The organism is Streptomyces sp. TRM49041 (genome assembly GCF_008271805.1).
Taxonomy (GTDB): domain Bacteria; phylum Actinomycetota; class Actinomycetes; order Streptomycetales; family Streptomycetaceae; genus Streptomyces.
This window is the reverse complement of the sequence record NZ_VSRY01000105.1, coordinates 1-26,228: the sequence shown is the minus strand read 5'-3', so window position 1 is coordinate 26,228 and position 26,228 is coordinate 1. Positions and strand designations below refer to the sequence as shown.

At 70.3% G+C, this 26,228-nt stretch carries 26 protein-coding genes and 1 pseudogene; 23 read left to right on the top strand and 4 right to left on the bottom strand.

Features of this window, described 5'->3' with window-relative positions; translation table 11 throughout:
- Positions 1-193: 193 nt before the first annotated feature.
- From FVS66_RS12405 to FVS66_RS12315, 19 genes are all read left to right on the top strand, one after another.
- Entirely contained in the window at positions 194-1,984 is a 1,791-nt protein-coding gene (locus tag FVS66_RS12405; protein WP_262386955.1) for a trypsin-like serine protease, read from the top strand.
- A 232-nt stretch (positions 1,985-2,216) separates the two neighbouring features.
- Complete coding sequence (locus tag FVS66_RS12400) at positions 2,217-3,305, top strand: LCP family protein (protein ID WP_149181222.1); 1,089 nt, start codon at positions 2,217-2,219, stop codon at positions 3,303-3,305.
- 179 nt (positions 3,306-3,484) lie between these two features.
- On the top strand, positions 3,485-3,709 hold the full coding sequence (gene rpmE / locus FVS66_RS12395) for a 50S ribosomal protein L31 (RefSeq protein WP_149181220.1): 225 nt from the start codon (positions 3,485-3,487) through the stop codon (positions 3,707-3,709).
- Between the two features lie 108 nt (positions 3,710-3,817).
- Positions 3,818-4,894 (top strand): peptide chain release factor 1, encoded by a 1,077-nt coding sequence (prfA, locus tag FVS66_RS12390; protein WP_149181218.1) that lies wholly within the window; start codon positions 3,818-3,820, stop codon positions 4,892-4,894.
- A gap of 40 nt (positions 4,895-4,934) precedes the next feature.
- A complete protein-coding gene (gene prmC / locus FVS66_RS12385; RefSeq protein WP_149181216.1) occupies positions 4,935-5,780 on the top strand; it encodes a peptide chain release factor N(5)-glutamine methyltransferase in 846 nt (281 codons plus the stop codon).
- 85 nt (positions 5,781-5,865) lie between these two features.
- Positions 5,866-6,513, top strand: coding sequence for an L-threonylcarbamoyladenylate synthase (locus tag FVS66_RS12380; RefSeq protein WP_149181214.1), 648 nt, complete (start codon positions 5,866-5,868; stop codon positions 6,511-6,513).
- Positions 6,510-7,145, top strand: a complete 636-nt coding sequence (locus FVS66_RS12375) for a protein-tyrosine-phosphatase (protein ID WP_149181212.1) — start codon at positions 6,510-6,512, stop codon at positions 7,143-7,145. Before FVS66_RS12380 ends, FVS66_RS12375 begins: the two co-directional genes overlap by 4 nt.
- A gap of 90 nt (positions 7,146-7,235) precedes the next feature.
- Complete coding sequence (glyA, locus tag FVS66_RS12370; protein ID WP_149181210.1) at positions 7,236-8,504, top strand: serine hydroxymethyltransferase; 1,269 nt, start codon at positions 7,236-7,238, stop codon at positions 8,502-8,504.
- 106 nt (positions 8,505-8,610) lie between these two features.
- The gene (locus tag FVS66_RS12365; protein WP_149181208.1) at positions 8,611-9,903 is read left to right on the top strand and encodes an MraY family glycosyltransferase; all 1,293 of its coding nucleotides are present in this window, start codon (positions 8,611-8,613) and stop codon (positions 9,901-9,903) included.
- A 261-nt stretch (positions 9,904-10,164) separates the two neighbouring features.
- Entirely contained in the window at positions 10,165-10,602 is a 438-nt protein-coding gene (locus tag FVS66_RS12360) for a hypothetical protein (protein ID WP_149181206.1), read from the top strand.
- Between the two features lie 225 nt (positions 10,603-10,827).
- A complete protein-coding gene (atpB, locus tag FVS66_RS12355) occupies positions 10,828-11,637 on the top strand; it encodes a F0F1 ATP synthase subunit A (protein ID WP_149181204.1) in 810 nt (269 codons plus the stop codon).
- 79 nt (positions 11,638-11,716) lie between these two features.
- Positions 11,717-11,959: an ATP synthase F0 subunit C gene (atpE, locus tag FVS66_RS12350; protein WP_023586533.1), complete on the top strand. Its 243-nt coding sequence runs from the start codon at positions 11,717-11,719 to the stop codon at positions 11,957-11,959.
- A 42-nt stretch (positions 11,960-12,001) separates the two neighbouring features.
- A complete protein-coding gene (locus FVS66_RS12345; protein WP_149181202.1) occupies positions 12,002-12,547 on the top strand; it encodes a F0F1 ATP synthase subunit B in 546 nt (181 codons plus the stop codon).
- 2 nt (positions 12,548-12,549) lie between these two features.
- On the top strand, positions 12,550-13,365 hold the full coding sequence (locus FVS66_RS12340; protein WP_149181242.1) for a F0F1 ATP synthase subunit delta: 816 nt from the start codon (positions 12,550-12,552) through the stop codon (positions 13,363-13,365).
- Positions 13,366-13,509: 144 nt separating this feature from the next.
- A complete protein-coding gene (gene atpA / locus FVS66_RS12335) occupies positions 13,510-15,108 on the top strand; it encodes a F0F1 ATP synthase subunit alpha (RefSeq protein ID WP_149181200.1) in 1,599 nt (532 codons plus the stop codon).
- Between the two features lie 20 nt (positions 15,109-15,128).
- Positions 15,129-16,046, top strand: coding sequence for a F0F1 ATP synthase subunit gamma (locus FVS66_RS12330; RefSeq protein WP_149181199.1), 918 nt, complete (start codon positions 15,129-15,131; stop codon positions 16,044-16,046).
- Positions 16,046-17,488, top strand: a complete 1,443-nt coding sequence (gene atpD / locus FVS66_RS12325; RefSeq protein WP_149181197.1) for a F0F1 ATP synthase subunit beta — start codon at positions 16,046-16,048, stop codon at positions 17,486-17,488. The genes FVS66_RS12330 and atpD overlap by 1 nt, the downstream gene beginning before the upstream one ends.
- Positions 17,489-17,676: 188 nt before the next feature.
- Entirely contained in the window at positions 17,677-18,051 is a 375-nt protein-coding gene (locus FVS66_RS12320; RefSeq protein ID WP_149181195.1) for a F0F1 ATP synthase subunit epsilon, read from the top strand.
- 159 nt (positions 18,052-18,210) lie between these two features.
- Positions 18,211-18,657, top strand: a complete 447-nt coding sequence (locus tag FVS66_RS12315) for a DUF2550 domain-containing protein (protein WP_149181240.1) — start codon at positions 18,211-18,213, stop codon at positions 18,655-18,657.
- 82 nt (positions 18,658-18,739) lie between these two features.
- On the opposite strand, the gene FVS66_RS12310 is transcribed toward FVS66_RS12315, so the two are convergent.
- The 3 genes from FVS66_RS12310 to FVS66_RS12300 form a co-directional block, all read right to left on the bottom strand.
- Positions 18,740-20,629: a glycoside hydrolase family 18 chitinase gene (locus FVS66_RS12310; protein WP_149181193.1), complete on the bottom strand. Its 1,890-nt coding sequence runs from the start codon at positions 20,627-20,629 to the stop codon at positions 18,740-18,742.
- Positions 20,630-20,773: 144 nt separating this feature from the next.
- A complete protein-coding gene (locus FVS66_RS12305; protein ID WP_262386954.1) occupies positions 20,774-21,454 on the bottom strand; it encodes a response regulator transcription factor in 681 nt (226 codons plus the stop codon).
- Positions 21,451-22,686, bottom strand: coding sequence for a histidine kinase (locus FVS66_RS12300; protein ID WP_262386953.1), 1,236 nt, complete (start codon positions 22,684-22,686; stop codon positions 21,451-21,453). Before FVS66_RS12300 ends, FVS66_RS12305 begins: the two co-directional genes overlap by 4 nt.
- A 134-nt stretch (positions 22,687-22,820) precedes the next feature.
- Here FVS66_RS12300 and FVS66_RS12295 point away from each other — a divergent pair, with 134 nt between their 5' ends.
- Positions 22,821-23,387, top strand: a complete 567-nt coding sequence (locus FVS66_RS12295) for a hypothetical protein (protein ID WP_149181186.1) — start codon at positions 22,821-22,823, stop codon at positions 23,385-23,387.
- Positions 23,388-23,509: 122 nt separating this feature from the next.
- Here the strand turns inward: FVS66_RS12295 and FVS66_RS12290 are convergent, their stop codons facing one another.
- Positions 23,510-24,082 carry a cob(I)yrinic acid a,c-diamide adenosyltransferase gene (locus FVS66_RS12290; RefSeq protein WP_149181185.1) on the bottom strand — a complete coding sequence of 191 codons (573 nt, stop codon included), beginning with the start codon at positions 24,080-24,082 and terminating at the stop codon, positions 23,510-23,512.
- A gap of 232 nt (positions 24,083-24,314) precedes the next feature.
- Between FVS66_RS12290 and FVS66_RS12285 the strand changes: the two genes are divergently transcribed.
- The 3 genes and pseudogenes from FVS66_RS12285 to FVS66_RS12275 all read left to right on the top strand — a co-directional run.
- Positions 24,315-25,163, top strand: coding sequence for a 3-hydroxyacyl-CoA dehydrogenase family protein (locus FVS66_RS12285; RefSeq protein ID WP_149181183.1), 849 nt, complete (start codon positions 24,315-24,317; stop codon positions 25,161-25,163).
- Positions 25,164-25,311: 148 nt separating this feature from the next.
- A complete protein-coding gene (locus tag FVS66_RS12280; protein ID WP_149181181.1) occupies positions 25,312-25,635 on the top strand; it encodes an STAS domain-containing protein in 324 nt (107 codons plus the stop codon).
- 305 nt (positions 25,636-25,940) lie between these two features.
- Positions 25,941-26,228, top strand: a pseudogene (locus tag FVS66_RS12275) (ATP-binding protein); the annotation flags it as partial.

The window sequence follows — 26,228 nt, the reverse complement described above, 5'->3', positions numbered from 1 at the left end:
GGCGGTTCCGCGTTGTACGATCAGCACTTGTAGTGGGGGGGAACGTATTTGCGAATACGCCCACTGAGTTGGCGGAGCCATGCCCTGAAGCGACGGGCGGCTCCGCGCCGTTGTGTGGGCCGCGCACGCCCGTCCCATGACGCACCCCGGTGGCTCTGCTCCTCCCCGCGCACAGTCTCGAGAGGAGCTCTGAGTGACATCTGCTCAGCGGAGGGCCCGTACCGCCCTCCCCGCGGCCGCCGCCGCACTCGCCCTGGGCGGTGCGCTGCTCGGCGCCGCGCCCGCCCAGGCGTCCGACACGTCTCCGCTCCCGGGCGACCGGTCGGTGCGCGAGCTGCCCACGCCGTCGCAGGACGAGCTGCGGGCCCGGGTCGACGGTGTGAGGACCGTCCTCAAGGAGGGCGGTGCGCGCAAGGACGACACGCGCGAGGGCGACGCACCCGAGAACGGCACGTCGCAGGACGCCGACGGGACCGGGACCGGGGCCGCGCCCGACAGCTCGCCGTCCACCGTCGACCCGAAGATCATCGGCGGTCAGGACGCGACCATCGCCGAGGCGCCGTGGATGGTCCAGCTGTACTACTACGACGCGGCCTCCGACACCGGCTTCTTCTGCGGTGGTTCGCTGGTCGCGCCGAACAAGGTGCTCACCGCCGCGCACTGCGTGGACGGCACCGACTGGGCCCTCAACGGCGCCGTCATCGGCGGTACGGAGAAGCTGTTCACGTCCGGCGAGGGCACCCTCGTAGGCGTCGCCCGCCAGTGGGTCAACCCCGACTACGACGACGCCGCCATCAACGGTGACGTCGCCGTCCTGACCCTGAACAGCCCGCTGCCGTACAGGACGCTGCAGGTGACCACGGCCGCCGACACGCTCTCGTACAAGGCGGGCACCCCGGCGACCGTCTACGGCTGGGGCCGCGTCAGCTCCACCAGCCAGGACGGCGCCGACACCCTGCAGAAGGCCACCGTGCCGATGCGGGCCGACTCGTCGTGCTCGACGTACTACGGCTCGGACTTCGTCGCGGGCAACATGGTCTGCGCGGGCAACCCCGCCAGCGGCCAGGACTCCGGTACCGTCTCGCCGTGCAACGGCGACTCCGGCGGCCCGCTCGTCGTCAACGGCCGTATCGCCGGCGTCGTCTCGTGGGGCGTCGTCGACTGCGTCGAGTCGGGCGCGTACAGCGTGTACGCCAAGACCAGCACGTACGTCGGCCGTATCAACCCGCGGATCGACGACACGGACCTCAACTTCGACGGCCGGGCGGACCTTCTCGCCCGGACGACCGGCGGTGAGCTGTTCGAGTACTACTCACGGGGCACCAGCGTCGGCGGCCGGGTGTCCATCGGCGACTGGAGCGGTACGAACCTGATCCGCCAGGTCGACCTGCAGCGCGACAACTACGTCGAGTACATGATCCGTACGACGGCCGGCGACCTCTGGTGGGTCCACCCGGACTACGACACGGGCAGCTGGCAGGAGACCCGGATCGGCGGCGGCTGGGGCGTGATGAAGTCCATCACCGTCCCCGGCGACCTCACCGGCGACGGCAACGCGGACCTGCTCGCGGTGGACGCCTCGGGCGTGATGTGGCACTACGCGGGCCGCGGCGACGGCACGTTCAACAACCGCCTCCGGGTGGGCTCCGGCTGGGGCGTCCTCACCGTCACGGGCAAGGGCGACTACACCGGTGACGGCAAGGTCGACCTGCTCGCGCGGGACACCTCGGGCCGGCTGTACGTCTACCCGGGCCGCGGCTCCTCGACGGCGCCGTTCGGCACCCGGACGTACGTCGGCCGCGGCTGGAACTACACCGCGTACGCCGCCACCGGCGATGTCAGCGGCGACGGCCGCGCGGACCTGCTGGCCCGCGACAAGGACGGCGTACTGTGGTTCTACGCGGGCCGTTCCTCGGCGACCGCCCCGTTCAGCGCCCGCGTGAGGATCGGTTCCGGCTGGAACGCGTTCGACGTCTTCGGGTGAGAAGAGATCCACTTCACAGCCGTCCCCGGCTCGTACGGGCCACCCGTACAGCCGTGACCTGGCTGTGATCTGCGACAAGACCCCGTGTGCCCGCCGTGCCCCGCGCGGCGGGCACACACGTCTCTCCCAGGGAGCTCTCAGGAGCCTGTGCAACCCTTTCGGATCGTTCACCGTCTGACCATGTGCCGTTACGGCAGCGATCCGGACAGGACCGACGAGAACCGAGGAGACCATGGGCGAGCAGGAGCAGGGCGGCCGAATACGCGGCACCGGAAGCCGCCACGAGGAGCGGCCCGGAAGACGCGTGCTCGCCGCCGTCGCCTGGTCGACGGCCGCACTGCTCGTGCTCGGCGGAGCCGGGCTCGGATTCGCCTATGTCAAGCTCGACGGCAACATCGAGAGCGTCGACATCAGCACACAGCTGGGCGACGACCGGCCGCAGAACATCGACGACGGGTCCATGGACATCCTCGTCCTCGGCTCCGACTCCCGCTCCGGCGCCAACTCCGCGTACGGCAGGGACGAGGGCGGCGCCCGCTCCGACACGGCGATGATCGTCCACGTCTACGAGGGCCGCAGGACGGCCGGCGTCGTCTCCATCCCGCGCGACACACTCATCACCCGCCCCGAGTGCACCGACGAGGACGGCGCGAACGTGCCGGCCGCGTACCGGGCCATGTTCAACACCGCGTACGAGGTCGGTGGCCCGGCCTGCGCCGTGAAGACCGTCGAGCAGATGTCCGGGATCCGCATGGACCACTACATCGAGGTCGACTTCACCGGCTTCAAGAAGCTCATCGACGAGCTCGGCGGCGTGCGGATCACCACCACACAGGCGATCAAGGACGACAGCAGCCACCTGGACCTGGCCGCCGGCGCCCACACCCTCGACGGCGAGCAGGCCCTCGGCCTCGTCCGCACCCGCAAGGGCGTCGGCGAGGGCAGCGACCTCGGCCGTATCCAGCTCCAGCAGGCCTTCATCAAGGCGTTCATCGACCAGGTCAAGCGGGTCGGCGTCTTCACCAGCCCCGCGAAGCTCTGGGGCCTCGCCGACACCGCCACCAAGGCGATCACCCCGGACTCCGAGCTCGACGGCGTCAAGGAGCTCGCGGACTTCGCGGGCGGCCTGTCCGAGCTCGGCCCGGACGACGTCCAGATGATCACGCTCCCGGTGGTGTACGACAGGGTCGACCCCAACCGCGTCGTCCCCGTCGACCTCCAGGCCCAGCAGGTGTGGACGGCCCTCAGGCAGGACCTGCCCATCCCCGCGTCCGCCACCAAGGACACCGCCACGGGCAAGGCCGAAGGCGTCGTGAGGTAGGGCGGGGGACAGAACGCCGGCAGGCCGTGGAACAGGGCGTCGGCGGGCTGGGAATAGCGGCGGCCCCACCCCGGTTTTGGGAGATACGGCCGGTCCTGGCAGACTGGTACGTCGGCCCCGGTTCACGCACCCGCATCCCGCGCGTGCGACCCGGCGCCCTCCCGAAACTAGGAGACACCTTGAAGCGCGACATCCACCCCGAGTACGTCGAGACGCAGGTCAGCTGCACCTGTGGCGCGTCGTTCACCACCCGCAGCACGATCGAGGCCGGCACCATCCGCGCCGAGGTCTGCTCCGAGTGCCACCCGTTCTACACGGGCAAGCAGAAGATCCTCGACACCGGTGGCCGTGTGGCCCGCTTCGAGGCCCGCTTCGGCAAGGCTGCCGGCTCCGCCAAGAAGTAGCGAGCCGTTCCGCCGGTCTCCGGCCGCCCCGACGGGAGCGGCCGGGACCGGCTTTTTGGTCGTCTCCCCGCAGCAGCCCTTTGTCGTTCGGAAAACCAGGAGCCCCCGATGTTCGAGGCGGTCGAGGAACTGATCGGCGAACACGCCGATCTCGAGAAGAAGCTCGCCGATCCTTCGGTCCACGCGGACCAGGCCAACGCGCGCAAGCTGAACAAGCGCTACGCCGAGCTGACACCGATCGTCGCCACGTACCGCTCCTGGAAGTCGACCGGCGACGACATCGGCACCGCCCGCGAGTTCGCCGCCGACGACCCCGACTTCGCCGCGGAGGTGAAGGAGCTGGAGGCGCGCCGCGAGGAGCTCACCGACAAGCTGCGGCTGCTGCTCGTCCCGCGTGACCCGAGCGACGACAAGGACGTCATCCTGGAGATCAAGGCGGGTGCGGGCGGCGACGAGTCCGCCCTCTTCGCCGGCGACCTCCTGCGCATGTATCTGCGGTACGCCGAGCGCGTCGGCTGGAAGACCGAGATCATCGACGCCACCGAGTCCGAGCTGGGCGGCTACAAGGACGTCCAGGTCGCCGTCAAGACCAAGGGCGGCAACGGCGCCACCGAGCCCGGCCAGGGCGTCTGGGCGCGGCTGAAGTACGAGGGCGGGGTGCACCGCGTGCAGCGCGTGCCCGCCACCGAGTCGCAGGGCCGTATCCACACCTCCGCCGCCGGTGTCCTGGTGACCCCCGAGGCCGAGGAGATCGAGGTCGAGGTCAATCCCAACGACCTGCGGATCGACGTCTACCGGTCCTCCGGCCCCGGCGGCCAGTCCGTCAACACCACCGACTCGGCCGTCCGCATCACGCACCTGCCGACGGGCGTCGTCGCCTCCTGCCAGAACGAGAAGAGCCAGCTCCAGAACAAGGAGCAGGCCATGCGCATCCTGCGCTCCCGGCTCCTCGCCGCCGCGCAGGAGGAGGCCGAGAAGGAGGCCGCCGACGCGCGCCGCAGCCAGGTCCGTACGGTCGACCGGTCCGAGAAGATCCGGACGTACAACTACCCGGAGAACCGGATCTCGGACCACCGCGTCGGGTTCAAGGCGTACAACCTCGACCAGGTGCTCGACGGGGACCTGGACGCGGTGATCCAGGCGTGCGTCGACGCCGACGCGTCCGCCAAGCTCGCGGCGGCCTGACCCCGACCCCCGTACGACCAGCAGCCCGGAGGACCGACACGTGAACCTGCTGCTCGCCGAGGTGGCCCAGGCCACCCAGCGGCTGGCCGACGCCGGCGTGCCGTCACCGCGCTTCGACGCGGAGGAGCTCGCCGCGTTCGTCCACGGCGTCAAGCGGGGGGAACTGCACAACGTCAAGGACGCCGACTTCGACGCCCGCTACTGGGAGGCCGTGGCGCGCCGCGAGGCCCGCGAGCCGCTCCAGCACATCACCGGGCGGGCGTTCTTCCGCTACCTGGAACTCCAGGTGGGCCCGGGGGTGTTCGTGCCGCGCCCGGAGACCGAGTCGGTCGTCGGGTGGGCCATAGACGCCGTACGGGCCATGGACGTCGTGGAGCCGCTGATCGTGGACCTGTGCTCGGGCTCCGGCGCGATCGCGCTCGCCATGGCCCAGGAGGTGCCGCGCTCGCGCGTGCACGCCGTGGAGCTGTCCGAGGACGCCCTGAAGTGGACCCTGCGCAACGCCGAGGGGACCAGGGTCAGCGTCCACCAGGGCGACGCGCTGTCCGCCCTGCCCGAGCTGGACGGCCAGGTCGACCTGGTCATCTCCAACCCGCCGTACATCCCGCTCACCGAGTGGGAGTACGTGGCACCCGAGGCCCGCGACCACGACCCCGAGATGGCGCTGTTCTCCGGTGAGGACGGCCTGGACGTGATCCGCGGTCTCGAACGCACTGCCCACCGCCTGCTCCGGCCCGGCGGCCTCGTCGTCATCGAGCACGCCGACACCCAGGGCGGCCAGGTGCCGTGGATCTTCAACGAGGAGGCCGGCTGGTCGGATGCCGCCGACCACCCCGACCTGAACAACCGTCCGCGTTTCGCGACGGCGCGCAAGGCGACCCCGTGACCGGCGGGGCCTTCGGCGCCCCGTGGGGGTGCCCCCGCCGGAGGCAGGGGCGGAACCGAGTGACCATGAAAAGGGAGGCCCGCTGATGGCACGGCGATACGACTGCAACGACGCGACCGACCGCACGACGGGCCTGCGCGAGGCCGCGTCCGCCGTCCGCCGTGGCGAGCTCGTCGTGCTGCCGACGGACACCGTCTACGGCATCGGCGCGGACGCCTTCAGCGCGGAGGCGGTCGGCGACCTGCTGGACGCCAAGGGGCGCGGCCGGAATATGCCGACGCCGGTCCTCATCGGCTCGCCCAACACCCTGCACGGCCTGGTCACGGACTTCTCCGAGCAGGCGTGGGAGCTGGTCGACGCGTTCTGGCCGGGTGCCCTGACACTCGTGGCGAAGCACCAGCCGTCCCTCCAGTGGGACCTCGGTGACACACGCGGCACGGTCGCGGTCCGTATGCCGCTGCACCCGGTGGCCATCGAGCTGCTGACGGACGTCGGCCCCATGGCCGTGTCGTCCGCGAACCTGACCGGCCACCCGGCCCCGGAGGACTGCGACGCCGCGCAGGGCATGCTCGGCGACTCCGTGTCGGTGTACCTGGACGGCGGTCCGACGCCGGGCATCGTCCCGTCCTCGATCGTCGACGTCACGCGCAAGGTGCCGGTCCTGTTGCGGGCCGGCGCGATCTCCGCGGAAGAGCTGCGCAAGGTCGTACCCGACCTCGAGGTGGCCAATTGACAGCCCCTGAGGGGCGTGGCATAGGCACGGAGAGCACGTTCCGCATCCTCCACGTCAGCACCGGCAACGTGTGCCGCTCGCCGATCACCGAGCGGCTGACGCGCCATGCCCTGAGCGACCGGCTGGGCGCCCCGCTGGGCGGGCTCGTCGTGGAGAGCGCCGGTACCTGGGGGCACGAGGGCGCGCCGATGGAGGCCAACGCCGAGACGGTCCTCGCCGACTTCGGCGCCGACGCGAGCGGCTTCGTGGGCCGTGAGCTGATCGACGAGCACGTCATCCGCGCCGACCTGGTCCTCACCGCGACCCGCGACCACCGCGCCCAGGTCATCTCGATGGGCCACAGCGCGGGCCTGCGCACCTTCACGCTGAAGGAGTTCACCCGACTCGTACGGGCCATAGACCCGGCGACCCTCCCCGACCCCCGCGTCGACGGCGTGGTGGCCCGCGCTCACGCCCTGGTGCACGCGGCGGCCGCGCTGCGCGGCTGGCTGCTCGCGCCGAGCGCCGAGGCGGACGAGGTGAACGACCCGTACGGGGCGCCGATCACGTTCTTCCGCTCGGTGGGCGACGAGATCAACCAGGCCCTGGAGCCGGTCGTCACCGCACTGACCGGGGTTCCCGCGCGCCGCTGAGGGCGTGGCCCCGCGCGCACAGGCCGTGGGGCGGGCCTACATTTGGAGGGGGTGGGGCCCCGTCCACGCATGGAGCGCCTGGAGCCACTGATGCCGGTCACCGCTGGAGCCGAGGACGCGCTGGAGAGCGCGTACGGGCCGGACGCCGATGCCCTGCGCCGGCAGGACCCCGAGATCGCCGACGTACTGGACGGGGAGGCACGGCGGCAGGGGGAGGGCCTCCAGCTGATCGCCGCCGAGAACTTCACCTCGCCCGCCGTGCTCGCCGCGCTCGGGTCACGGCTCGCCAACAAGTACGCCGAGGGCTACCCCGGCAACCGCTACCACGGCGGCTGCGAGTTCGCCGACGCCGCCGAGCGCATCGCCGTCGAGCGGGCCACCGCGCTGTTCGGTGCCGAACACGCCAACGTCCAGGCGCACTCCGGCTCCTCGGCGGTCCTGGCCGCGTACGCGGCGCTGCTCCGCCCCGGGGACACCGTGCTGGCCATGGGCCTCGCCCACGGCGGTCACCTCACCCACGGGTCGCCCGCCAACTTCTCCGGGCGCTGGTTCGACTTCGTCCCGTACGGCGTCGACGCCGAGAGCGGCCTCATCGACTACGAGCAGGTGCGCGCCCTCGCCCACCAGCACCGCCCCAAGGCCGTCGTGTGCGGCTCGATCTCGTACCCCCGGCACATCGACCACGCCGCCTTCCGCGAGATCGCCGACGAGGTGGGCGCGGCCCTGATCGTCGACGCCGCCCACCCGATAGGGCTCGTCGCCGGGGGAGCGGCGCCCAACCCGGTCCCGTACGCCGACGTCGTCTGCGCGACGACGCACAAGGTGCTGCGCGGTCCGCGCGGCGGCATGGTGCTGTGCGGCGACGAACTCGCCGAGCGGATCGACCGGGCGGTGTTCCCGTTCACGCAGGGCGGCGCCCAGATGCACACCATCGCAGCCAAGGCCGTCGCCTTCGGGGAGGCGGCGACGCCCGCGTTCGCCGAGTACACCCGTCGGGTGGTCGCGAACGCGCGCGTACTCGCCGAGCGGCTCGCCGGGCACGGGTTCGTCCTCACCACCGGCGGCACGGACACCCATCTCATCACCGCCGATCCCGGCCCCCTCGGCGTCGACGGCCGCACCGCACGCGCCCGTCTCGCGGCCGCCGGGATCGTCCTGGACACCTGCGCCCTGCCGTACGGCGACGGCCGCGGCGTCCGCCTCGGCACCGCCGCCGTGACCACCCAGGGCATGGGCGCCCCGGAGATGGAGCGGATCGCCGCGCTGTTCGCCGAGGCCCTCCGTACGGACGAGGAGGGCCGCGCCGTACGCGCCGAGGTGCGTGAACTGGCCGAGCGGTTTCCACCGTATCGGGGTTAGAAGCGCCTTCCCGCAACCGTGCGCCGCACCCGGGTGTCCTCCACCATATGGGCGGCGCGACTAGGGTGTGGGGCTGTGATGGCCAGCGATTCCTGTGGGGCAGCCCGTGCGTGATTACCTGCTGACGCTCTGCATCACGGCCGCGGTGACCTATCTGCTCACCGGGCCGGTGCGGAAGTTCGCCATCGCGGTCGGCGCGATGCCGGAGATCCGCGCCCGCGACGTGCACCGCGAGCCGACGCCACGGCTCGGGGGTATCGCCATGTTCTTCGGGCTGTGCGCGGGCCTGCTGGTCGCCGACCACCTGGACCGCCTCAACAGCGTCTACGCGCTCTCCAACGAGCCGCGCGCGCTGCTCTCCGGCGCCGCCCTGATCTGGTTGATCGGTGTCCTCGACGACAAGTTCGAGATCGACGCCCTGATCAAGCTGGGCGGGCAGATGATCGCCGCGGGTGTGATGGTGATGCAGGGCCTGACGATCCTGTGGCTGCCCATCCCGGGCATCGGCCCGGTGGCCCTCACCCAGTGGCAGGGCACGCTCCTCACCGTCGCGCTGGTCGTCCTGACCATCAACGCGGTGAACTTCGTCGACGGCCTCGACGGCCTCGCCGCCGGCATGGTGTGCATCGCCTCCGCGGCGTTCTTCCTGTACGCGTACCGGATCTGGTTCGGGTACGGCATCGAGGCCGCCGCCCCCGCCACGCTCTTCGCCGCCGTGCTGATGGGCATGTGCCTGGGCTTCCTGCCGCACAACATGCACCCGGCGCGCATCTTCATGGGTGACTCGGGCTCCATGCTGATCGGCCTGGTGCTCGCCGCGTCCGCGATCTCGATCACGGGGCAGGTCGACCCGGACGCGCTGAAGATCTTCGAGGGCGGCTCCACCCGCCAGACCACGCACGCGGCCCTGCCGGTCTTCATCCCGCTGCTGCTGCCGCTGACGATCATCGCGATCCCGATGTCCGACCTGGTACTGGCCATCGTGCGGCGCACCTGGAACGGCCAGTCGCCGTTCGCCGCCGACCGGGGGCACCTGCACCACCGGCTGCTGGAGGTCGGCCACTCCCACAGCCGCGCCGTCCTGATCATGTACTTCTGGTCCGCGCTGATCGCGTTCGGCACGCTGATGTACTCGGTGCACTCCGCGTCCATGTGGATCATGCTGCCGATCGTGGCGCTGAGCGCGGTCGGCCTGGTGCTGCTGCTCCTGCCGCGCTTCCGGCCCCGCGCGCCGCGCTGGGCGGAGTCGTTCGTACCGCCGCGCTACCGCCGCCGCAAGGTGGCCTCGCAGCCCGCGGAGGAGGACCACATGCCCATCCCCGCGGGGGTCAATGGGGCGACCGCAGTCGGGGCACGTTCGCGCCTCCCCGAACGCATGAAGGCCGGAACGCCGAGCTGACGAAAGCCTCAGCGGGGGTCATTACCAGACAGAGACACTCGCAGACGTGCACACACGCGCGGCGCCACTCTCATGTGTGAGAGTTAGCACACCTTCGGGTAAAGACCTCTTCAAATAGTTTGTGATACCGTTCACGAGACCCGGCGACAGTGCCGAAGGGCCGTAGTGCGACGGTCCGTTGGCCCCGAGATCTGACTCGGACCGGGCCTACGCTCGTCCATGACGACACCACTGCCCCCACCAGCAAGCGGAGATGCCGCCATGCCGTCCAACGACATCCGCACCGTCCTGCCCGCCGCCGTACCCACGCTTGCCGTCGGCGCCGTCGGCACCGCGGTGAGTGCCGTGGTCGCCGGCGGAGAGGGCGCCATCGGCGCCGTCGTGGGAACGCTCGTGGTCGTCCTGTTCATGGGAGTCGGACTGGTGGTGCTGCAGCGCACGGCCAAGTCGCTGCCGCAGCTCTTCCAGGCCATGGGTCTGATGCTCTACGTGGCCCAGCTGCTCCTGCTCTTCATGTTCCTGACCATGTTCAAGAACACCGCGCTATTCGACTTCAAGGCCTTCGCCTTCACGCTTCTCGCGGCCACGGTCACATGGATCGCCGCACAGGCGCGGAGCTGGATGAAGGCCAAGATCCTCTACGTCGACCCGGCCGCAGGGCAGGGCGGAAACCCCGCCAAGAGCGGGACCACGGCGTGAGAGGTAGGGCCGGGATAAAGAGCTGTTCGCGATGCTGCTATCGTCCGATGCCAACTGCGGCACTGCGGGCGCGGCCATCCGAGCTGACGCCTGTCCCAGCGCGACGCTCGACGCCTAACCGCCGCCCCCTTATCCGTAAGACCAGTCCAGTGCCGAACCGCGGCTGCTTGCCGCGCCGACACAACGAGGTTGCCGTACCTATGCGCCACGCTGAAGGAGCCCGCGGTGAGTGCTGACCAGACGCTTGCCTTCGACCCGAGCTGTCATCTCTTCACCGGATGCGGCTTCCCGGCACCGGGCCTCCACTCGTTCATCTACGAGCCCATCGCCACGGTCGCGGGCTTCGAGTTCACCAAGCCGATGCTGCTGGCGCTTCTCGGCTCCGTCGTGATCGTCGGCTTCTTCTGGGCCGCGTTCGCCAAGCCGAAGATGGTGCCCGGCAAGGTCCAGATGGTGGGCGAGGCCGGGTACGACTTCGTACGCCGCGGCATCGTCTACGAGATCATCGGCAAGAAGGACGGTGAGAAGTACGTCCCGCTGATGGTGTCGCTGTTCTTCTTCGTCTGGATCCTGAACCTCTGGTCGATCATTCCGCTCGCCCAGTTCCCGGTCACCTCGCTGATCGCGTTCCCGGCTGCTCTCGCCCTGATCGTCTATGTGCTCTGGGTCGGCCTGACCTTCAAGAAGCACGGTTTCGCGGGCGGCTGGAAGAACATCCTCGGCTACGACAAGAGCCTTGGCGCCATCCTCCCGCTGGTGATGGCCCTGGAGTTCCTCTCCAACTTGATCATTCGGCCCTTCACGCACGCGGTGCGGCTCTTCGCGAACATGTTCGCCGGCCACATGCTGCTTGTGATGTTCTCCCTGGCGAGCTGGTACCTGCTGAACGGCCTCGGCATCGTCTACGCCGGCGCCTCGTTCGTCATGGTCGTCGTGATGACCGCCTTCGAGCTCTTCATCCAGGCTGTCCAGGCGTACGTCTTCGTGCTCCTGGCCTGCAGCTACATCCAGGGCGCGCTCTCCGAGCACCACTGAGCCAGCCCGACCCCCCAAGAACCGCAATCGTCCGGTGGCCAACCCCCACCGGGTCATTGAAAGAGAAGGAAGATCCGGCATGTCCGTTCTCCAGACCCTCGCCGCCGAGAACACCGTCTCCGGCAACGTCAACGCTGTCGGCTACGGCCTCGCCGCCATCGGCCCCGGCGTCGGCGTCGGCATCATCTTCGGTAACGGCACCCAGGCCCTCGCCCGCCAGCCCGAGGCTGCCGGTCTGATCCGTACCAACCAGATCATGGGTTTCGCCTTCTGTGAGGCGCTCGCCCTCATCGGCATCGTCATGGGCTTCGTCTTCCAGTAAGCCGGATTCGACAGCCCAACACCTTTCACGGAAGGCACTGATGTGAACGCTCTGTTCCTTGCGCAGGCGGAGGAGTCCCAGCCTCCTATCGTCCCGCATCTCGACGAGCTCGTCGTCGGTCTGATCGCCTTCGCCATCGTCTTCGGTTTCCTCGCCAAGAAGCTCCTCCCGAACATCAACAAGGTTCTGGACGAGCGTCGCGAGGCCATCGAGGGTGGCATCGAGAAGGCCGAGTCGGCCCAGATCGAGGCCCAGAGTGTGCTTGAGCAGTACAAGGCTCAGCTCGCCGAGGCCCGCCACGAGGCCGCGCGTCTGCGCCAGGAGGCACAGGAGCAGGGCGCGACGATCATCGCCGAGATGAAGGCGGAGGGCCAGCGCCAGCGCGAGGAGATCGTCGCGGCCGGCCACGCCCAGATCGAGGCCGACCGCAAGGCGGCCGCCGCCGCCCTGCGCCAGGACGTCGGCAAGCTCGCCACCGACCTGGCCGGCAAGCTGGTCGGCGAGTCCCTGGAGGACTCCGCCCGCCAGAGCCGCACCATCGACCGGTTCCTCGACGAGCTCGAGGAGAAGGCCGAGGCGACCCGATGACGATGCACGGAGCGAGCCGCGAGGCGCTGGCTGCCGCGCGCGAGCGCCTCGACGCACTGACCGACAGCACGTCGGTCGACGCGGCGAAGCTCGCCGAGGAGCTGGCCGCCGTCACCGCGCTGCTCGACCGCGAGGTGTCGCTGCGTCGGGTCCTCACCGACCCGGCGCAGGCCGGAGAGGCCAAGGCCGATCTGGCCGCGCGACTGCTGAGCGGTCAGGTGGGCGGCGAGACCGTCGACCTGGTCTCCGGCATGGTCCGTTCCCGCTGGTCCCAGTCGCGCGACCTGGTCGACGCGGCTGAGGAGCTGGCGGACACCGCGGACCTCACCGCGGCCCAGAAGGCCGGCGCGCTCGACGACGTCGAGGACGAGCTGTTCCGGTTCGGCCGGATCACCGCCTCCAGCACGGAGCTGCGCGCCGCGCTCACGGACCGTGCCGCCACGGCCACGGCCAAGAGCGAGCTGCTGCGCCGCCTCCTCGGAGGCAAGGCCAACCCGGCCACCGAGCGGCTGATCGTGCGCCTTGTGACCCAGCCGCGGGGACGTAGCCTGGAAGCGGGACTCGAGTCCCTGTCCAAGCTCGCCGCCGCGCGCCGGGACCGCATGGTCGCGGTCGTCACCTCGGCGGTCCCGCTCAGCGACCGGCAGAAGCAGCGCCTCGGCGCCGCGCTGGCCACGCTGTACGGCCGCCAGATGCATCTGAACCTGGACGTCGACCCCACGGTCGTCGGCGGGATCTCGGTGCGGGTCGCTGACGAGGTCATCAACGGCACGATCGCCACGCGTCTCGACGAGGCGTCGCGGCGACTGGCCGGCTGACGACCGACCGGCAGCCAGGTCAGCAAAGACAAGAAGCGTTACCTACGGCCCGGTTGGGCCGTGCACAGGATGCAGAAGTTCTGGGGGGAGCCCCCAGATCCCCCAAAGAGACTTCGGGCCCAACAAGGAGAGCAGGGAACCCAGATGGCGGAGCTCACGATCCGGCCGGAGGAGATCCGGGACGCGCTGGAGAACTTTGTCCAGTCGTACAAGCCGGACGCGGCCTCGCGCGAGGAGGTCGGTACGGTCAGCCTTGCCGGCGACGGCATCGCGAAGGTGGAGGGCCTGCCCTCGGCCATGGCCAACGAGCTGCTGAAGTTCGAGGACGGCACCCTCGGTCTCGCCCTCAACCTCGAGGAGCGCGAGATCGGTGCCATTGTCCTCGGCGAGTTCAGCGGCATCGAGGAGGGCCAGTCGGTCCAGCGCACCGGCGAGGTTCTGTCCGTCGCCGTCGGCGAGGGCTACCTGGGTCGCGTCGTCGACCCGCTCGGCAACCCGATCGACGGCCTCGGCGAGATCGAGACGTCCGGCCGCCGCGCCCTTGAGCTGCAGGCCCCCACGGTCATGCAGCGCAAGTCGGTGCACGAGCCGATGGAGACCGGCTACAAGGCCGTCGACGCGATGACCCCGATCGGCCGTGGTCAGCGTCAGCTGATCATCGGCGACCGCCAGACGGGCAAGACCGCCCTGGCCGTCGACACGATCATCAACCAGCGCGACAACTGGCGCACCGGCGACCCGAAGAAGCAGGTCCGCTGCATCTACGTCGCCATCGGCCAGAAGGGCTCCACCATCGCGTCCGTCCGCGGCGCGCTGGAGGAGGCCGGTGCTCTGGAGTACACGACCATCGTCGCCGCCCCGGCGTCCGACCCGGCCGGCTTCAAGTACCTGGCGCCCTACACCGGCTCCGCCATCGGTCAGCAGTGGATGTACGAGGGCAAGCACGTCCTCATCATCTTCGACGACCTGTCGAAGCAGGCCGACGCCTACCGCGCCGTGTCGCTGCTGCTGCGCCGCCCGCCGGGCCGTGAGGCCTACCCGGGTGACGTCTTCTACCTGCACTCCCGCCTGCTGGAGCGCTGCGCCAAGCTCTCCGACGAGATGGGCGCCGGTTCCATGACCGGTCTGCCGATCGTCGAGACCAAGGCCAACGACGTCTCGGCGTTCATCCCGACCAACGTCATCTCCATCACCGACGGCCAGTGCTTCCTGGAGTCCGACCTGTTCAACGCCGGTCAGCGCCCGGCCCTGAACGTCGGTATCTCCGTGTCGCGTGTCGGTGGCTCCGCCCAGCACAAGGCCATGAAGCAGGTCTCCGGCCGCCTCCGTGTGGACCTCGCCCAGTTCCGTGAGCTGGAGGCGTTCGCCGCCTTCGGTTCCGACCTGGACGCCGCGTCGAAGGCCGCCCTGGAGCGCGGTAAGCGCATGGTCGAGCTGCTGAAGCAGCCGCAGTACCAGCCGATGGCGACCGAGAACCAGGTCGTCTCCGTCTGGGCCGGCACCACCGGCAAGATGGACGACGTCCCGGTCCAGGACATCCGCCGCTTCGAGTCGGAGCTGCTGGACTTCCTGCACCGCGAGCACAAGTCGCTCATGACCTCGATCCGCGAGGGCGGCAAGATGTCGGACGACACTCTCACCAAGGTCGCCGACTGCATCGCCGACTTCAAGAAGCAGTTCGAGACCCACGACGGCAAGCTGCTCGGCGAGGACGCCCCGGCCGCCGCCAACGTCTCGAAGTGACGACGGAAGGGACCTGATCCATGGGAGCGCAGCTCCGGGTCTACAAGCGTCGCATCCGGTCCGTCACCGCGACGAAGAAGATCACCAAGGCGATGGAGATGATCGCCGCCTCGCGCATCGTCAAGGCGCAGCGCAAGGTGGCGGCCTCCACGCCGTACGCGACCGAGCTCACCCGCGCGGTCACGGCGGTGGCGACCGGATCGAACACCAACCACCCCCTCACCACGGAGGCGGACGCCCCGACCCGCGCCGCGGTCCTGCTCATCACGAGCGACCGCGGTCTGGCCGGCGGCTATTCCTCCAACGCCATCAAGCAGGCCGACCGGCTCGCCGAGCGGCTGCGCGGCGAGGGCAAGGAGGTCGACACGTACATCGTCGGCCGCAAGGGTGTCGCCTACTACGGCTTCCGTGAGCGCAAGATCGCGGAGTCGTGGACCGGCTTCTCCGACAGCCCGAGCTACGCGGACGCCAAGAAGGTGGCCGCCCCGCTCATCGCGGCCGTCCAGCAGGACACCGCCGCGGGCGGTGTCGACGAGCTGCACATCGTCTTCACGGAGTTCGTGTCGATGATGACGCAGACGCCGGTGGACAACCGGATGCTGCCGCTCAGCCTTTCTCAGGCCGCGGAGACGGCGGGGACGAAGGGCGAGATCCTTCCCCTGTTCGACTTCGAGCCGTCGGCGGAGGACGTCCTCGACGCCCTGCTGCCGCGCTATGTCGAGAGCCGGATCTACAACGCCCTTCTGCAGGCCGCCGCCTCCGAGCACGCGGCCCGCCGCCGGGCGATGAAGTCCGCCACCGACAACGCGGGAGACCTGATCAACTCGCTCTCGCGCCTTGCCAACGCGGCCCGCCAGGCCGAAATCACCCAGGAAATCAGCGAGATCGTCGGTGGCGCGAGCGCCCTGGCCGACGCGACCGCGGGGAGTGACAAGTAATGACGACCACTGTTGAGACGGCCGCCGCCACGGGCCGCGTCGCCCGGGTCATCGGCCCGGTCGTCGACGTGGAGTTCCCCGTCGACGCGATGCCGGAGATCTACAACGCCCTGACGGTCCAGGTGGCCGACCCGGCGGAAGAGGGCAAGAAGAAGACGCTGACGCTCGAGGTCGCCCAGCACCTCGGCGACGGCGTCGTCCGCGCCATCTCCATGCAGCCCACCGACGGTCTGGTCCGCCAGGCCCCGGTGACCGACACGGGCAAGGGCATCACCGTCCCGGTCGGCGACTTCACCAAGGGCAAGGTGTTCAACACCCTCGGTGAGGTGCTGAACCTCCCGGAGGAGAACGCCAACGTCGGCGAGCGCTGGCCGATCCACCGCACGGCCCCGGCCTTCGACCAGCTCGAGTCCAAGACCGAGATGTTCGAGACCGGCCTGAAGGTCGTCGACCTTCTCACCCCGTACGTCAAGGGTGGAAAGATCGGTCTGTTCGGTGGTGCCGGTGTCGGCAAGACCGTGCTGATCCAGGAAATGATCATGCGTGTCGCCAACCTCCACGAGGGCGTCTCCGTCTTCGCGGGCGTCGGCGAGCGCACCCGTGAGGGCAACGACCTCATCGCGGAGATGGAGGAGTCCGGCGTTCTGGACAAGACCGCGCTGGTCTTCGGCCAGATGGACGAGCCCCCGGGCACCCGTCTGCGCGTGGCCCTGGCCGGTCTGACCATGGCGGAGTACTTCCGCGATGTGCAGAAGCAGGACGTGCTGTTCTTCATCGACAACATCTTCCGCTTCACCCAGGCCGGTTCCGAGGTGTCCACCCTGCTCGGCCGTATGCCGTCCGCGGTGGGTTACCAGCCGAACCTGGCCGACGAGATGGGTCTCCTCCAGGAGCGCATCACGTCGACGCGTGGTCACTCGATCACCTCGATGCAGGCGATCTACGTCCCCGCCGACGACCTGACGGACCCGGCGCCGGCCACCACCTTCGCCCACCTCGACGCGACGACGGTTCTCTCCCGTCCGATCTCCGAGAAGGGCATCTACCCGGCCGTGGACCCGCTGGACTCCACGTCCCGGATCCTGGACCCGCGCTACATCGCGCAGGACCACTACGACGCCGCCATGCGCGTCAAGGGCATCCTGCAGAAGTACAAGGACCTCCAGGACATCATCGCGATCCTCGGTATCGACGAGCTGGGCGAGGAGGACAAGCTGGTCGTCCACCGTGCCCGTCGTGTCGAGCGCTTCCTGTCCCAGAACACCCACGCGGCGAAGCAGTTCACCGGCGTGGACGGTTCGGACGTGCCGCTCGACGAGTCGATCGCCGCGTTCAACGCGATCTGCGACGGTGAGTACGACCACTTCCCGGAGCAGGCGTTCTTCATGTGCGGTGGTCTCGAGGACCTCAAGAAGAACGCCAAGGAGCTCGGCGTCTCCTGAGTCCCGTGACTCTTGAAGGGGGCGGGTCCGTCCCGCCCCCTTCCGCACGGCACCACCCGGGGGAGACCCCCGGTGCCCCGGCCGTCCCGGCCGGGGGCGGGTCCCGGCGCTCCTGCGCCGGTGGCCCTACTAGACTTATGACCCAACACCCGGCAGAACCCGCCGGGTGGTGACCCGAGGAGCCACCCTTGGCTGCTGAGCTGCACGTCGAGCTGGTCGCCGCGGACCGGAGTGTCTGGTCCGGCGAGGCCAGCCTGGTCATCGCGCGCACCACCTCCGGCGACATCGGCGTCATGCCCGGCCACCAGCCGCTGCTCGGTGTGCTGGAGTCGGGCCCGGTGACCATCCGTACGAGCGATGGTGGAACGGTCGTCGCCGCTGTGCACGGCGGTTTCCTGTCGTTCGCCGACAACAAGCTGTCGCTGCTCGCGGAGATCGCCGAGCTGGCGGATGAGATCGACAGCCAGCGTGCCGAGCGCGCGCTGGAGCGTGCGAAGGCGGAGTCGGACGCCGAGGCCGAGCGGCGCGCCGAGATCCGGCTGCGCGCGGTGGCGGCGCGCTAGCGCACCGCTGCGGATGTGTACGTCGCCGGGTGCCCCTTTACGGGGCGGCCCGGCCCCTCAGCCGCGGCCCGGGCTGGATTCTCCAGACCGGGCCGCGGCTGAGCCGATGCAGATGCAGGTTGTATTCCGTTACGGGACGAGGCGAGGAGGTCGGTGGAGATGTTCCTCGCTCTGCTGGTGAGCGCACTGGTCGTCGCACTGGTGGTGATCGGGCTCTTCGTCTTCGGCCTGCGGCGGCGGCTCATCCAGCGCTCCGGCGGCACCTTCGACTGCAGCCTCCGCTGGAACGTCCCGCAGGAGGATGACACCTCCGGCAAGGGCTGGGTGTACGGCGTCGCCCGCTACAGCGGCGATCAGATCGCCTGGTTCCGGGTCTTCTCGTACGCGCCCCGCCCGCGCCGCATCCTGGAGCGTTCGGCCATCGAGGTCCTCGACCGCCGGATGCCGGACGGCGAGGAGGAGCTGGCCCTCCTGTCGGACTCCGTCGTGCTGGGCTGTCTGCACCGGGGGACCCGTCTGGAGCTCGCCATGAGCGAGGACGCCCTCACCGGCTTCCTCGCCTGGCTGGAGGCGGCGCCCCCGGGCCAGCGGGTCAACGTGGCGTAATACCCCGTACGCACCTCACGCACCCCACGCACATGGATCGGGCCGCACCTCTCGGTGCGGCCCGGTCTCTGTACGGGGGCGGCTAGCGGAGCCCGCCGTCGATCGCGGTGACCAGCTCACCGTTGGCCGTGTCGCCGCTGAACTCCCAGAAGAAGGCTCCGCCCAGCCCCTGGGTCTTCGCCCAGGACATCTTGGAGCGGACCGTCGCCGGGGTGTCGTAGCTCCACCAGTCGGTGCCGCAGTGCGCGTAGGCCGTGCCGGCCACCGTGCCTCCCCCGGAGGGGGTACCCCCGGCCGGGCAGGTGTTCTTGAGGACCTTGTAGTCCTCGATGCCCTGCTCGTACGTGCCGGCCGCCGGCCCCGTCGCCGTGCCGCCCGGCTCCGTCTGGGTCACACCGGTCCAGCCGCGCCCGTAGAAGCCGATGCCGAGCAGCAGCTTCGCGGAGGGGACGCCCTTCGCCTTGAGCTTGGCGACGGCCTCGGCGGAGTTGAAGCCGGACTGCGGGATGCCCGGGTAGGAGGTGAGCGGGGAGTGCGGGGCCGTCGGGCCCTTCGCCGCCCAGGCGCCGAAGAAGTCGTACGTCATCACGTTGTACCAGTCGACGTACCGCGAGGCCGGGCCGTACTCCGCGGCGTCGATCTTGCCGCCGGCCGAGGCGTCCGCCGTGATGGCGGCGGTGACCAGGTTGTTCGCGCCGAACTTGGCGCGCATGGCCTGCATCATCGTGGTGATGGCGGCGGGGCCGCTGGTGTCACAGGTGAGACCGCAGGCGTTGGGGTACTCCCAGTCCAGGTCGATGCCGTCGAAGACATCGGCCCACCGCGGGTCCTCGACCAGGTCGTAGCAGGACTGGGCGAACGCGGCCGGGTTCTGTACGGCCTGTCCGAAGCCGCCGGACCAGGTCCAGCCGCCGAACGACCAGAGCACCTTGATGTGCGGGTACTTCGCCTTCAGCTTGCGCAGCTGGTTGAAGTTGCCCCGCAGCGGCTGGTCCCAGGTGTCGGCGACGCCGTCGACGGACTGGTCGGCGGTGTACGCCTTGTCGTAGTCGGCGTAGGCGTCACCGATGGTGCACTTGCCGCCCTGGACGTTGCCGAAGGCGTAGTTGATGTGGGTGATCTTGTCGGCCGAGCCGGACGTCACGATGTTCCTGACGTGGTAGTTGCGGCCGTAGACGCCCCAGTTGGTGAAGTAGCCCATCTTGACGGTGGACGACGGGCCGGGACCGGGGCCGGGGTCCGGGTCGCCGCCGCCGGTCGTACGGACGGCGACGGAGCCGCCGGCCGGTCCCGTCTGGTCGGCGGTGTCACGGGCCTGGACGCTGTACGAGTAGTCGGTGCCGGCGGTCAGGCCGCTGTCCGAGTACGTCAGGCCGGTCACGGTCGCGACCTTGGCGCCGTCGCGCAGGACGTCGTAGTTCTTGACGCCCTTGTCGTCGGTGGCGGCTGTCCAGGTGAGCTTCACCGAGGTGTCGGTGACGTCGGACGCGGCCGGGGTGCCGGGCGCGGAGGGCGGGTTGTCGCCGGGCTCGCTCGGGCCGCCGTCACAGGAGCCGCCGTTGAGCTCGCAGTCGGCCGGGGATCCGGCGCCGGTGCCGTTGAATCCGAAGGAGACGGAGGCGCCGGGGGCCAGGGTGCCGTTCCAGCTCTTGTTGTGGGCGGTCCAGTGGGTGCCGCTGCTGGTGACGTCGGCGTCCCAGGCGGAGGTGACGGACGTGCCGGAGGGGAAGTCCCACTCGACGGTCCAGGAGCTGAGGCTGGTGGTGCCGGTGTTCTTCACCGTCCACTTGCCCTCGAAGCCGGACCCCCAGTCGGAGACCTTGGTGTAGGTGGCGGTCGCCGAGGCGGCGGCCTGGGCGGGTGTGGCGAGGCCGACCATGGCGGCCAGCGGCAGCAGCAGTGCGGTGGCTCCGGCCGTGGCTCTGGCCAGGAGACTCGTTCTGCGCGGAAGTGCTTGAGTGCTCGTACTCAACGGTGCTCCTCAAGGTGCGGACGGACATGGTGGGGGTGCGTTGCGTCCGTGCGTCCGTGACATGTGCGCGCCGTGAGCGTAGGAAGGTCTGGACCAATCGTCAATAGGTCCAGACCAGTTCCGGGCCAGTCCCGGGATGTTGGGTCAGACGCCCAACTCCTGCGCCAGCACCGCCGCTTGCACCCTGCTGCGGAGGTCGAGCTTCCCCAGCAGACGGCTGACGTGTGTCTTCACCGTCGCCTCGGCCATGTCCAGATGTATCGCGATCTCCGCGTTCGACAGCCCCTCGCCGAGGCAGGACAGCACCTCCCGCTCCCGCCGGGTCAGCGGGTCCAGCACGCTCAGCTCCGGGGCCGTCCGCTCCGCCCGCCCCCCTGCCCCCGGCCGCCTGCGCGGCGCCGCGAACTCGGCGATCAGGCGCCGGGTGACCGCCGGGGCGATCAGCCCCTCGCCGCGCGCCACCGTCCGCACCGCCTCGATCAGGTCCCGCGCCTCGGTGTTCTTCAGCAGGAACCCGGCCGCGCCGGCGCGCAGTGCCCCGAACACGTACTCGTCCAGGTCGAAGGTGGTCAGGACGAGTACGTCGGCCAGACCCTCCCCCACCACCTGCCGGGTCGCCGAGACACCGTCGAGCAGCGGCATCTGAACGTCCATCAGGACCAGGTCGGGGCGCAGCTCCCGGGCCAGCCGCACCGCCGCCTCGCCGTCCCCGGCCTCGCCGACGACCTCCAGGTCCGGGGCGCTGCCCAGGATGAGGACCAGACCGGCGCGTACGGCCTTCTGGTCCTCCGCGACGAGAACGCGGACCTTCCGGGATTCGGTCACGTCGAGGGCTCCTTGTCGTCCTTCGCCACGGGCAGCACCGCCCGTACCGACCATGTCCTCCGCCCGCCGTCGTCCACCGGGCCCGTCTCGAACTCCCCGCCCAGCAGCGCCACCCGCTCCCGCATGCCCACCAGCCCGGCGCCCGAGCCCGGGGCGCGCGGCCCCGTCGCCTGTCGGTCGAACGGGCTGGTCACCCGTACGGTCAGCGCGTGGTCCGCGTGGTCCAGGGCGACGGTCACCTCGCCCGGATCGGCGTGCTTGAGGGCATTGGTAAGCGACTCCTGCACGATGCGGTACGCCGCGAGCTCCACCGGGGCGGGGAGCCCGGCGGTGCCCTCCGGCGGGGCCGGGCCGTCCGGCGGTGCGGCGGGGCCGGTCAGGGTGAACGTGAGGCCGCTGGAGGTGCCGTTCCCCGCCGCCTGCCGTACGAGGGCGGCGAGGCCCCTGAGGGTCGGCGCGGCGGCCGGCTCGTCGTGGCCGCCGCTGTCCCGGAGGAGGGAGATCAGCCGGCGCATCTCGGCGAGGCCCTCGACGCTGTTCTCGCGGATCACCCCGAGCGCATCCCGGCTGGTGTCAGGGTGGTCGAGGGAGAGCGCCGCGGTGGAGTGGATGGCGATGGCCGAGAGGTGACCCGCGACCATGTCGTGCAGCTCCCGGGCCATCCGGGCCCGCTCGGCGACCACCGCCTGCGTACGGTCCATCTCCGCGAGCAGCGCCGTCTGCTCGGCGCGCAGCCGCGCGGTGTCGGCCGCCTGCCGGTGGTTGCGCACGATGGCGCCTGTGGTGGCGGGCGCGAACGAGACCAGACCGGTGACCACCCCGATCAGCAGCCCCTCGGGGGCGCGGAACCAGGCCAGGAAGCCGACGGACACCCCGACGGTGATCAGCCCGGTCGTGACCGGGATACGCCGGGCGGAGGCGGGAGTCCCGTACACGACGGCCGCGTAGACGAGGTCCGTGAACATCAGGACGGTCGCGATGTTGCCGCGGGTGAGCTGGTCGGCGACGATCGCGGCCGTACCGACGAACAGGGCCGTGCGGGGCATGGTGCGGCGCACCAGCTCCAGCGAGGCCATCACGAACAGCGGCACCAGCATCAGCCACTGCGAGTGGAACAGCGCGTGCCGCTCGCCCTGCATATGCAGCCCGAGGGACCACAGCAGCAGACCGCCGGCCAGGCCCGTGGCGGCCGTGAAGACGTCGTCGCGGTGGGGCGGCCGGGGGAGTGTCACGGTCCCATCCAACACGGCACCGGCCCGTGCCGGCCTCCCCGTCCGGGTTGAGCTTCGACTACATCGAAGGATGCAGCGCGGATTCGTCATCGCCGACGACGATCCGGGGCGCGCCGGGCGGCAGGCTTGAGGACATGGTCCTCACCTTGATCGTGGTCTGCGAGGTCGGTTTCTGGGTGCTGCTGGCGGCGGGGCTCGCCGCGCGCTACCTGCTGCGGATGCCCCGTACGGGCGCGGCGCTCCTGCTCTGCGAGCCGGTGCTGGAGGTCCTCCTGCTGGTCGCCACCGCGGTCGACCTGCGAAACGGCGCCGAGCCGAGCTGGACGCACGGGCTGGCGGCGCTGTACATCGGCTACACCGTCGGCCACGGCCACCGCACCGTGAAGTGGCTGGACGGCCACGCCGCCCACCGCTTCGGCGGCGCCCCGCGCCCGGCCGGCCCGCCCCCCCACGGCATGGCTCGCGCCCGCCACGAGGGCCGGATCTGGCTGGGCACCCTGGTGGGCGCCGTGACCGCCACCGCCCTGCTTCAGGCGGCCGTCTGGTATGTCGCGGACCCCGGCAGGGTCGGTTCCCTGGAGAGCTGGATGGGCGCCGCGTGGCGCGCGGCGGGCATCCACGGCCTGATCGCCCTGTCGTACGCGATCTGGCCCAAGAAGGACCCGGCCGCGACCCGCGAACCGGCCAGAACGGACGGCTGAGCAGGTCGGGTGAAGTCGGCTGCGGTTCGGTAGCGCCCTGAAGGGGCGCGGGGAACTGCGCGACCAGCCACGACGGAGCCGCAGCGGACCGACGGCGTATCGCGGCACTTCCCGCAGAGCGCTCAGCGTTCCCCGCCGGGTACCCACAGCACGTCGCCGACCTCCTTGTTGGCCGTCCTGGCCAGAATGAACAGCAGGTCCGAGAGCCGGTTCAAGTACGTCGCCGTCAGGGCGTTCATCGTCTCGCCGTGCACCTCCAGCGCGGCCCACGTCGAGCGCTCGGCGCGGCGGACGACCGTGCAGGCGTGGTGGAGGAGTGCCGCGCCCGGGGTGCCGCCCGGCAGGATGAAGGAGCGGAGCTTCTCCAGGTCCTCCAGGAACCGGTCGCAGTCCGCCTCCAGCTTGTCGACGTACGACTGCTCCACCCGCAGCGGCGGGTACTCCGGGTTCTCGACGACCGGGGTCGACAGGTCCGCGCCCACGTCGAAGAGATCGTTCTGCACCCGGACGAGGACCTTGACGACCTCCTCCGGCAGGCTGCCGAGCGCGACGGCCGTGCCGATGACCGCGTTGGCCTCGTTGGCGTCGGCATACGCGGCGATCCGCAGGTCCGTCTTGGCGGTACGGCTCATGTCGCCGAGCGCCGTCGTGCCCTTGTCGCCGGTGCGGGTGTAGATGCGCGTCAGGTTGACCATACGGCCAGCCTAGTTATGCTCCGGCCGTCCGGCGGACACGTGTGCCCACCGTCACGGCGTGCGCCGCGTATCGCTCCTCGGTTACGGGGTACGGCTCACGTGAGGCCCCGTTCCGGTGTGATGTCCGTCATCTGAGACGTGACGCGCATCTCTTCACCGCCACAGCGCCTCTCCCGGGCAGTAACCTCCCGCCGGAGAACCGAAATGTGAACGCGTGTTAAGGGGAGAGATCGTGGCCAGGAAGCTCGCCGTCATCGGCGCCGGACTCATGGGGTCCGGCATCGCGCAGGTCTCGGCCCAGGCGGGCTGGGACGTCGTGCTGCGCGATGTCACCGACGCCGCCCTCACCCGGGGCACGGACGGCATCAAGGCGTCGTACGACAAGTTCGTCTCCAAGGGCAGGCTCGACGCCGCCGACGCCGAGGCCGCCCTGGCCCGCATCACCACGACCACCGACCTCGACGCCGCCGCCGACGCGGATGTCGTCGTCGAGGCCGTCTTCGAGAAGCTCGAGGTCAAGCACGAGATCTTCCGGGCCCTCGACAAGCTCGTACGGGACGACGCCGTCCTGGCCTCCAACACCTCCGCCATCCCGATCACCAAGATCGCGGCGGTCACCGAGCGCCCCGAGCGGGTCGTCGGCACCCACTTCTTCTCGCCCGTCCCGATGATGCAGCTCTGCGAGCTCGTCCGCGGCTACAAGACCAGCGACGAAACCCTCGCCACGGCCCGCGAGTTCGCCGAGTCCGTCGGCAAGACCTGTATCGTCGTCAACCGCGACGTCGCCGGCTTCGTCACCACGCGGCTCATCTCCGCGCTCGTCGTCGAGGCCGCCAAGCTGTACGAGTCTGGCGTGGCTTCCGCGGAGGACATCGACATCGCGTGCAAGCTGGGCTTCGGGCACGCCATGGGCCCGCTCGCCACCGCCGACCTCACCGGCGTCGACATCCTGCTCCACGCCACCAGCAACATCTACACCGAGTCCCAGGACGAGAAGTTCGCCCCGCCGGAGCTGATGCGCCGGATGGTGGACGCGGGTGACATCGGCCGCAAGAGCGGGCAGGGCTTTTACAAGCACTGAGCCGCCACCGCCAGACCGCCGTCACCCCATAGGGTGAATCTGGTATCGGTTCGCTTACAACGCGCAACTGCTCCGTTGATGCGGCAGTCAGTTGTTGCAACAGAAAGACGTGACGGACAGACAAGCACAGCACTCTCGGGGAGCGCATATGCACATCAGGGGCGACCACACCGAGCTGGTCGTCGGGGGCCGCCTCGATGTCCGCAGCGCGGCGGACGCCCGTACGGTCCTGCACTCGGCCGTCGACGACGGAGCCGGCGACCTCGTGCTCGATCTGACCGGCCTCGACTCCTGGGACGCCACCGGACTCGGGGTCATCATGGGCGCCCACCGGAGGGCCGGCCGGTGCGGCCGCCGACTGGTCCTGCGGGGCGTACCACCCCAGATGCAGCGCCTCCTCGTGGCCACCAGGCTGCACCGCATCCTCGCCATCGAGGGCGGCCTGGCCGCTGAATCGTTGCCCCGCGTCTGACCCACGCGCGTCGGCGTGTACGGACCGGCCGACGACCGGCCCCCCGGCCGTCGGCCGGTCCGTACATGCGGGAGCAAAACGCCCCAGGCGGAGCCCAGCTGCCCAATCCTCACAAGACCGTGACGTCTTGGGCGGCCGGCACCCCGGCTGTTCCGGGATACCGGGGAAGCGTCTAGGGTTTCGGACGTCTGCCCATCGACGGACCCACACGGCGGGCACCGGACCAGAAGCGACACCGCGCGTGCAGATCGGCCGGGAGGGGCTTCGCCGCACCACGCTTTTGGGGGGCTTTCACCATGGACCCGATGAACCCTCGGCCGGACGACCACGGCCACGACACCACCGAAGGCGGCGCCCAGAGCGGCGACACCGCCCGCCCGCGCCCCGCCCGCGACGACCTCCCGCCCCCGCTCGGCCCCGGCAAGACACCGGCTCCCGCCCGCACCACGCAGCTCATCTCCGGCGACTTCCTGCTCACCGTCAACCCCGTCGACGGCAGCGAGATCGAGCCCTGCCCGCCCGGCCGCCGGCCCGAACCCCCCGCCCGGCGCACCCGCGCAGAGCGCGCCGAGCGCGACCGCGCCGCCGCCCCG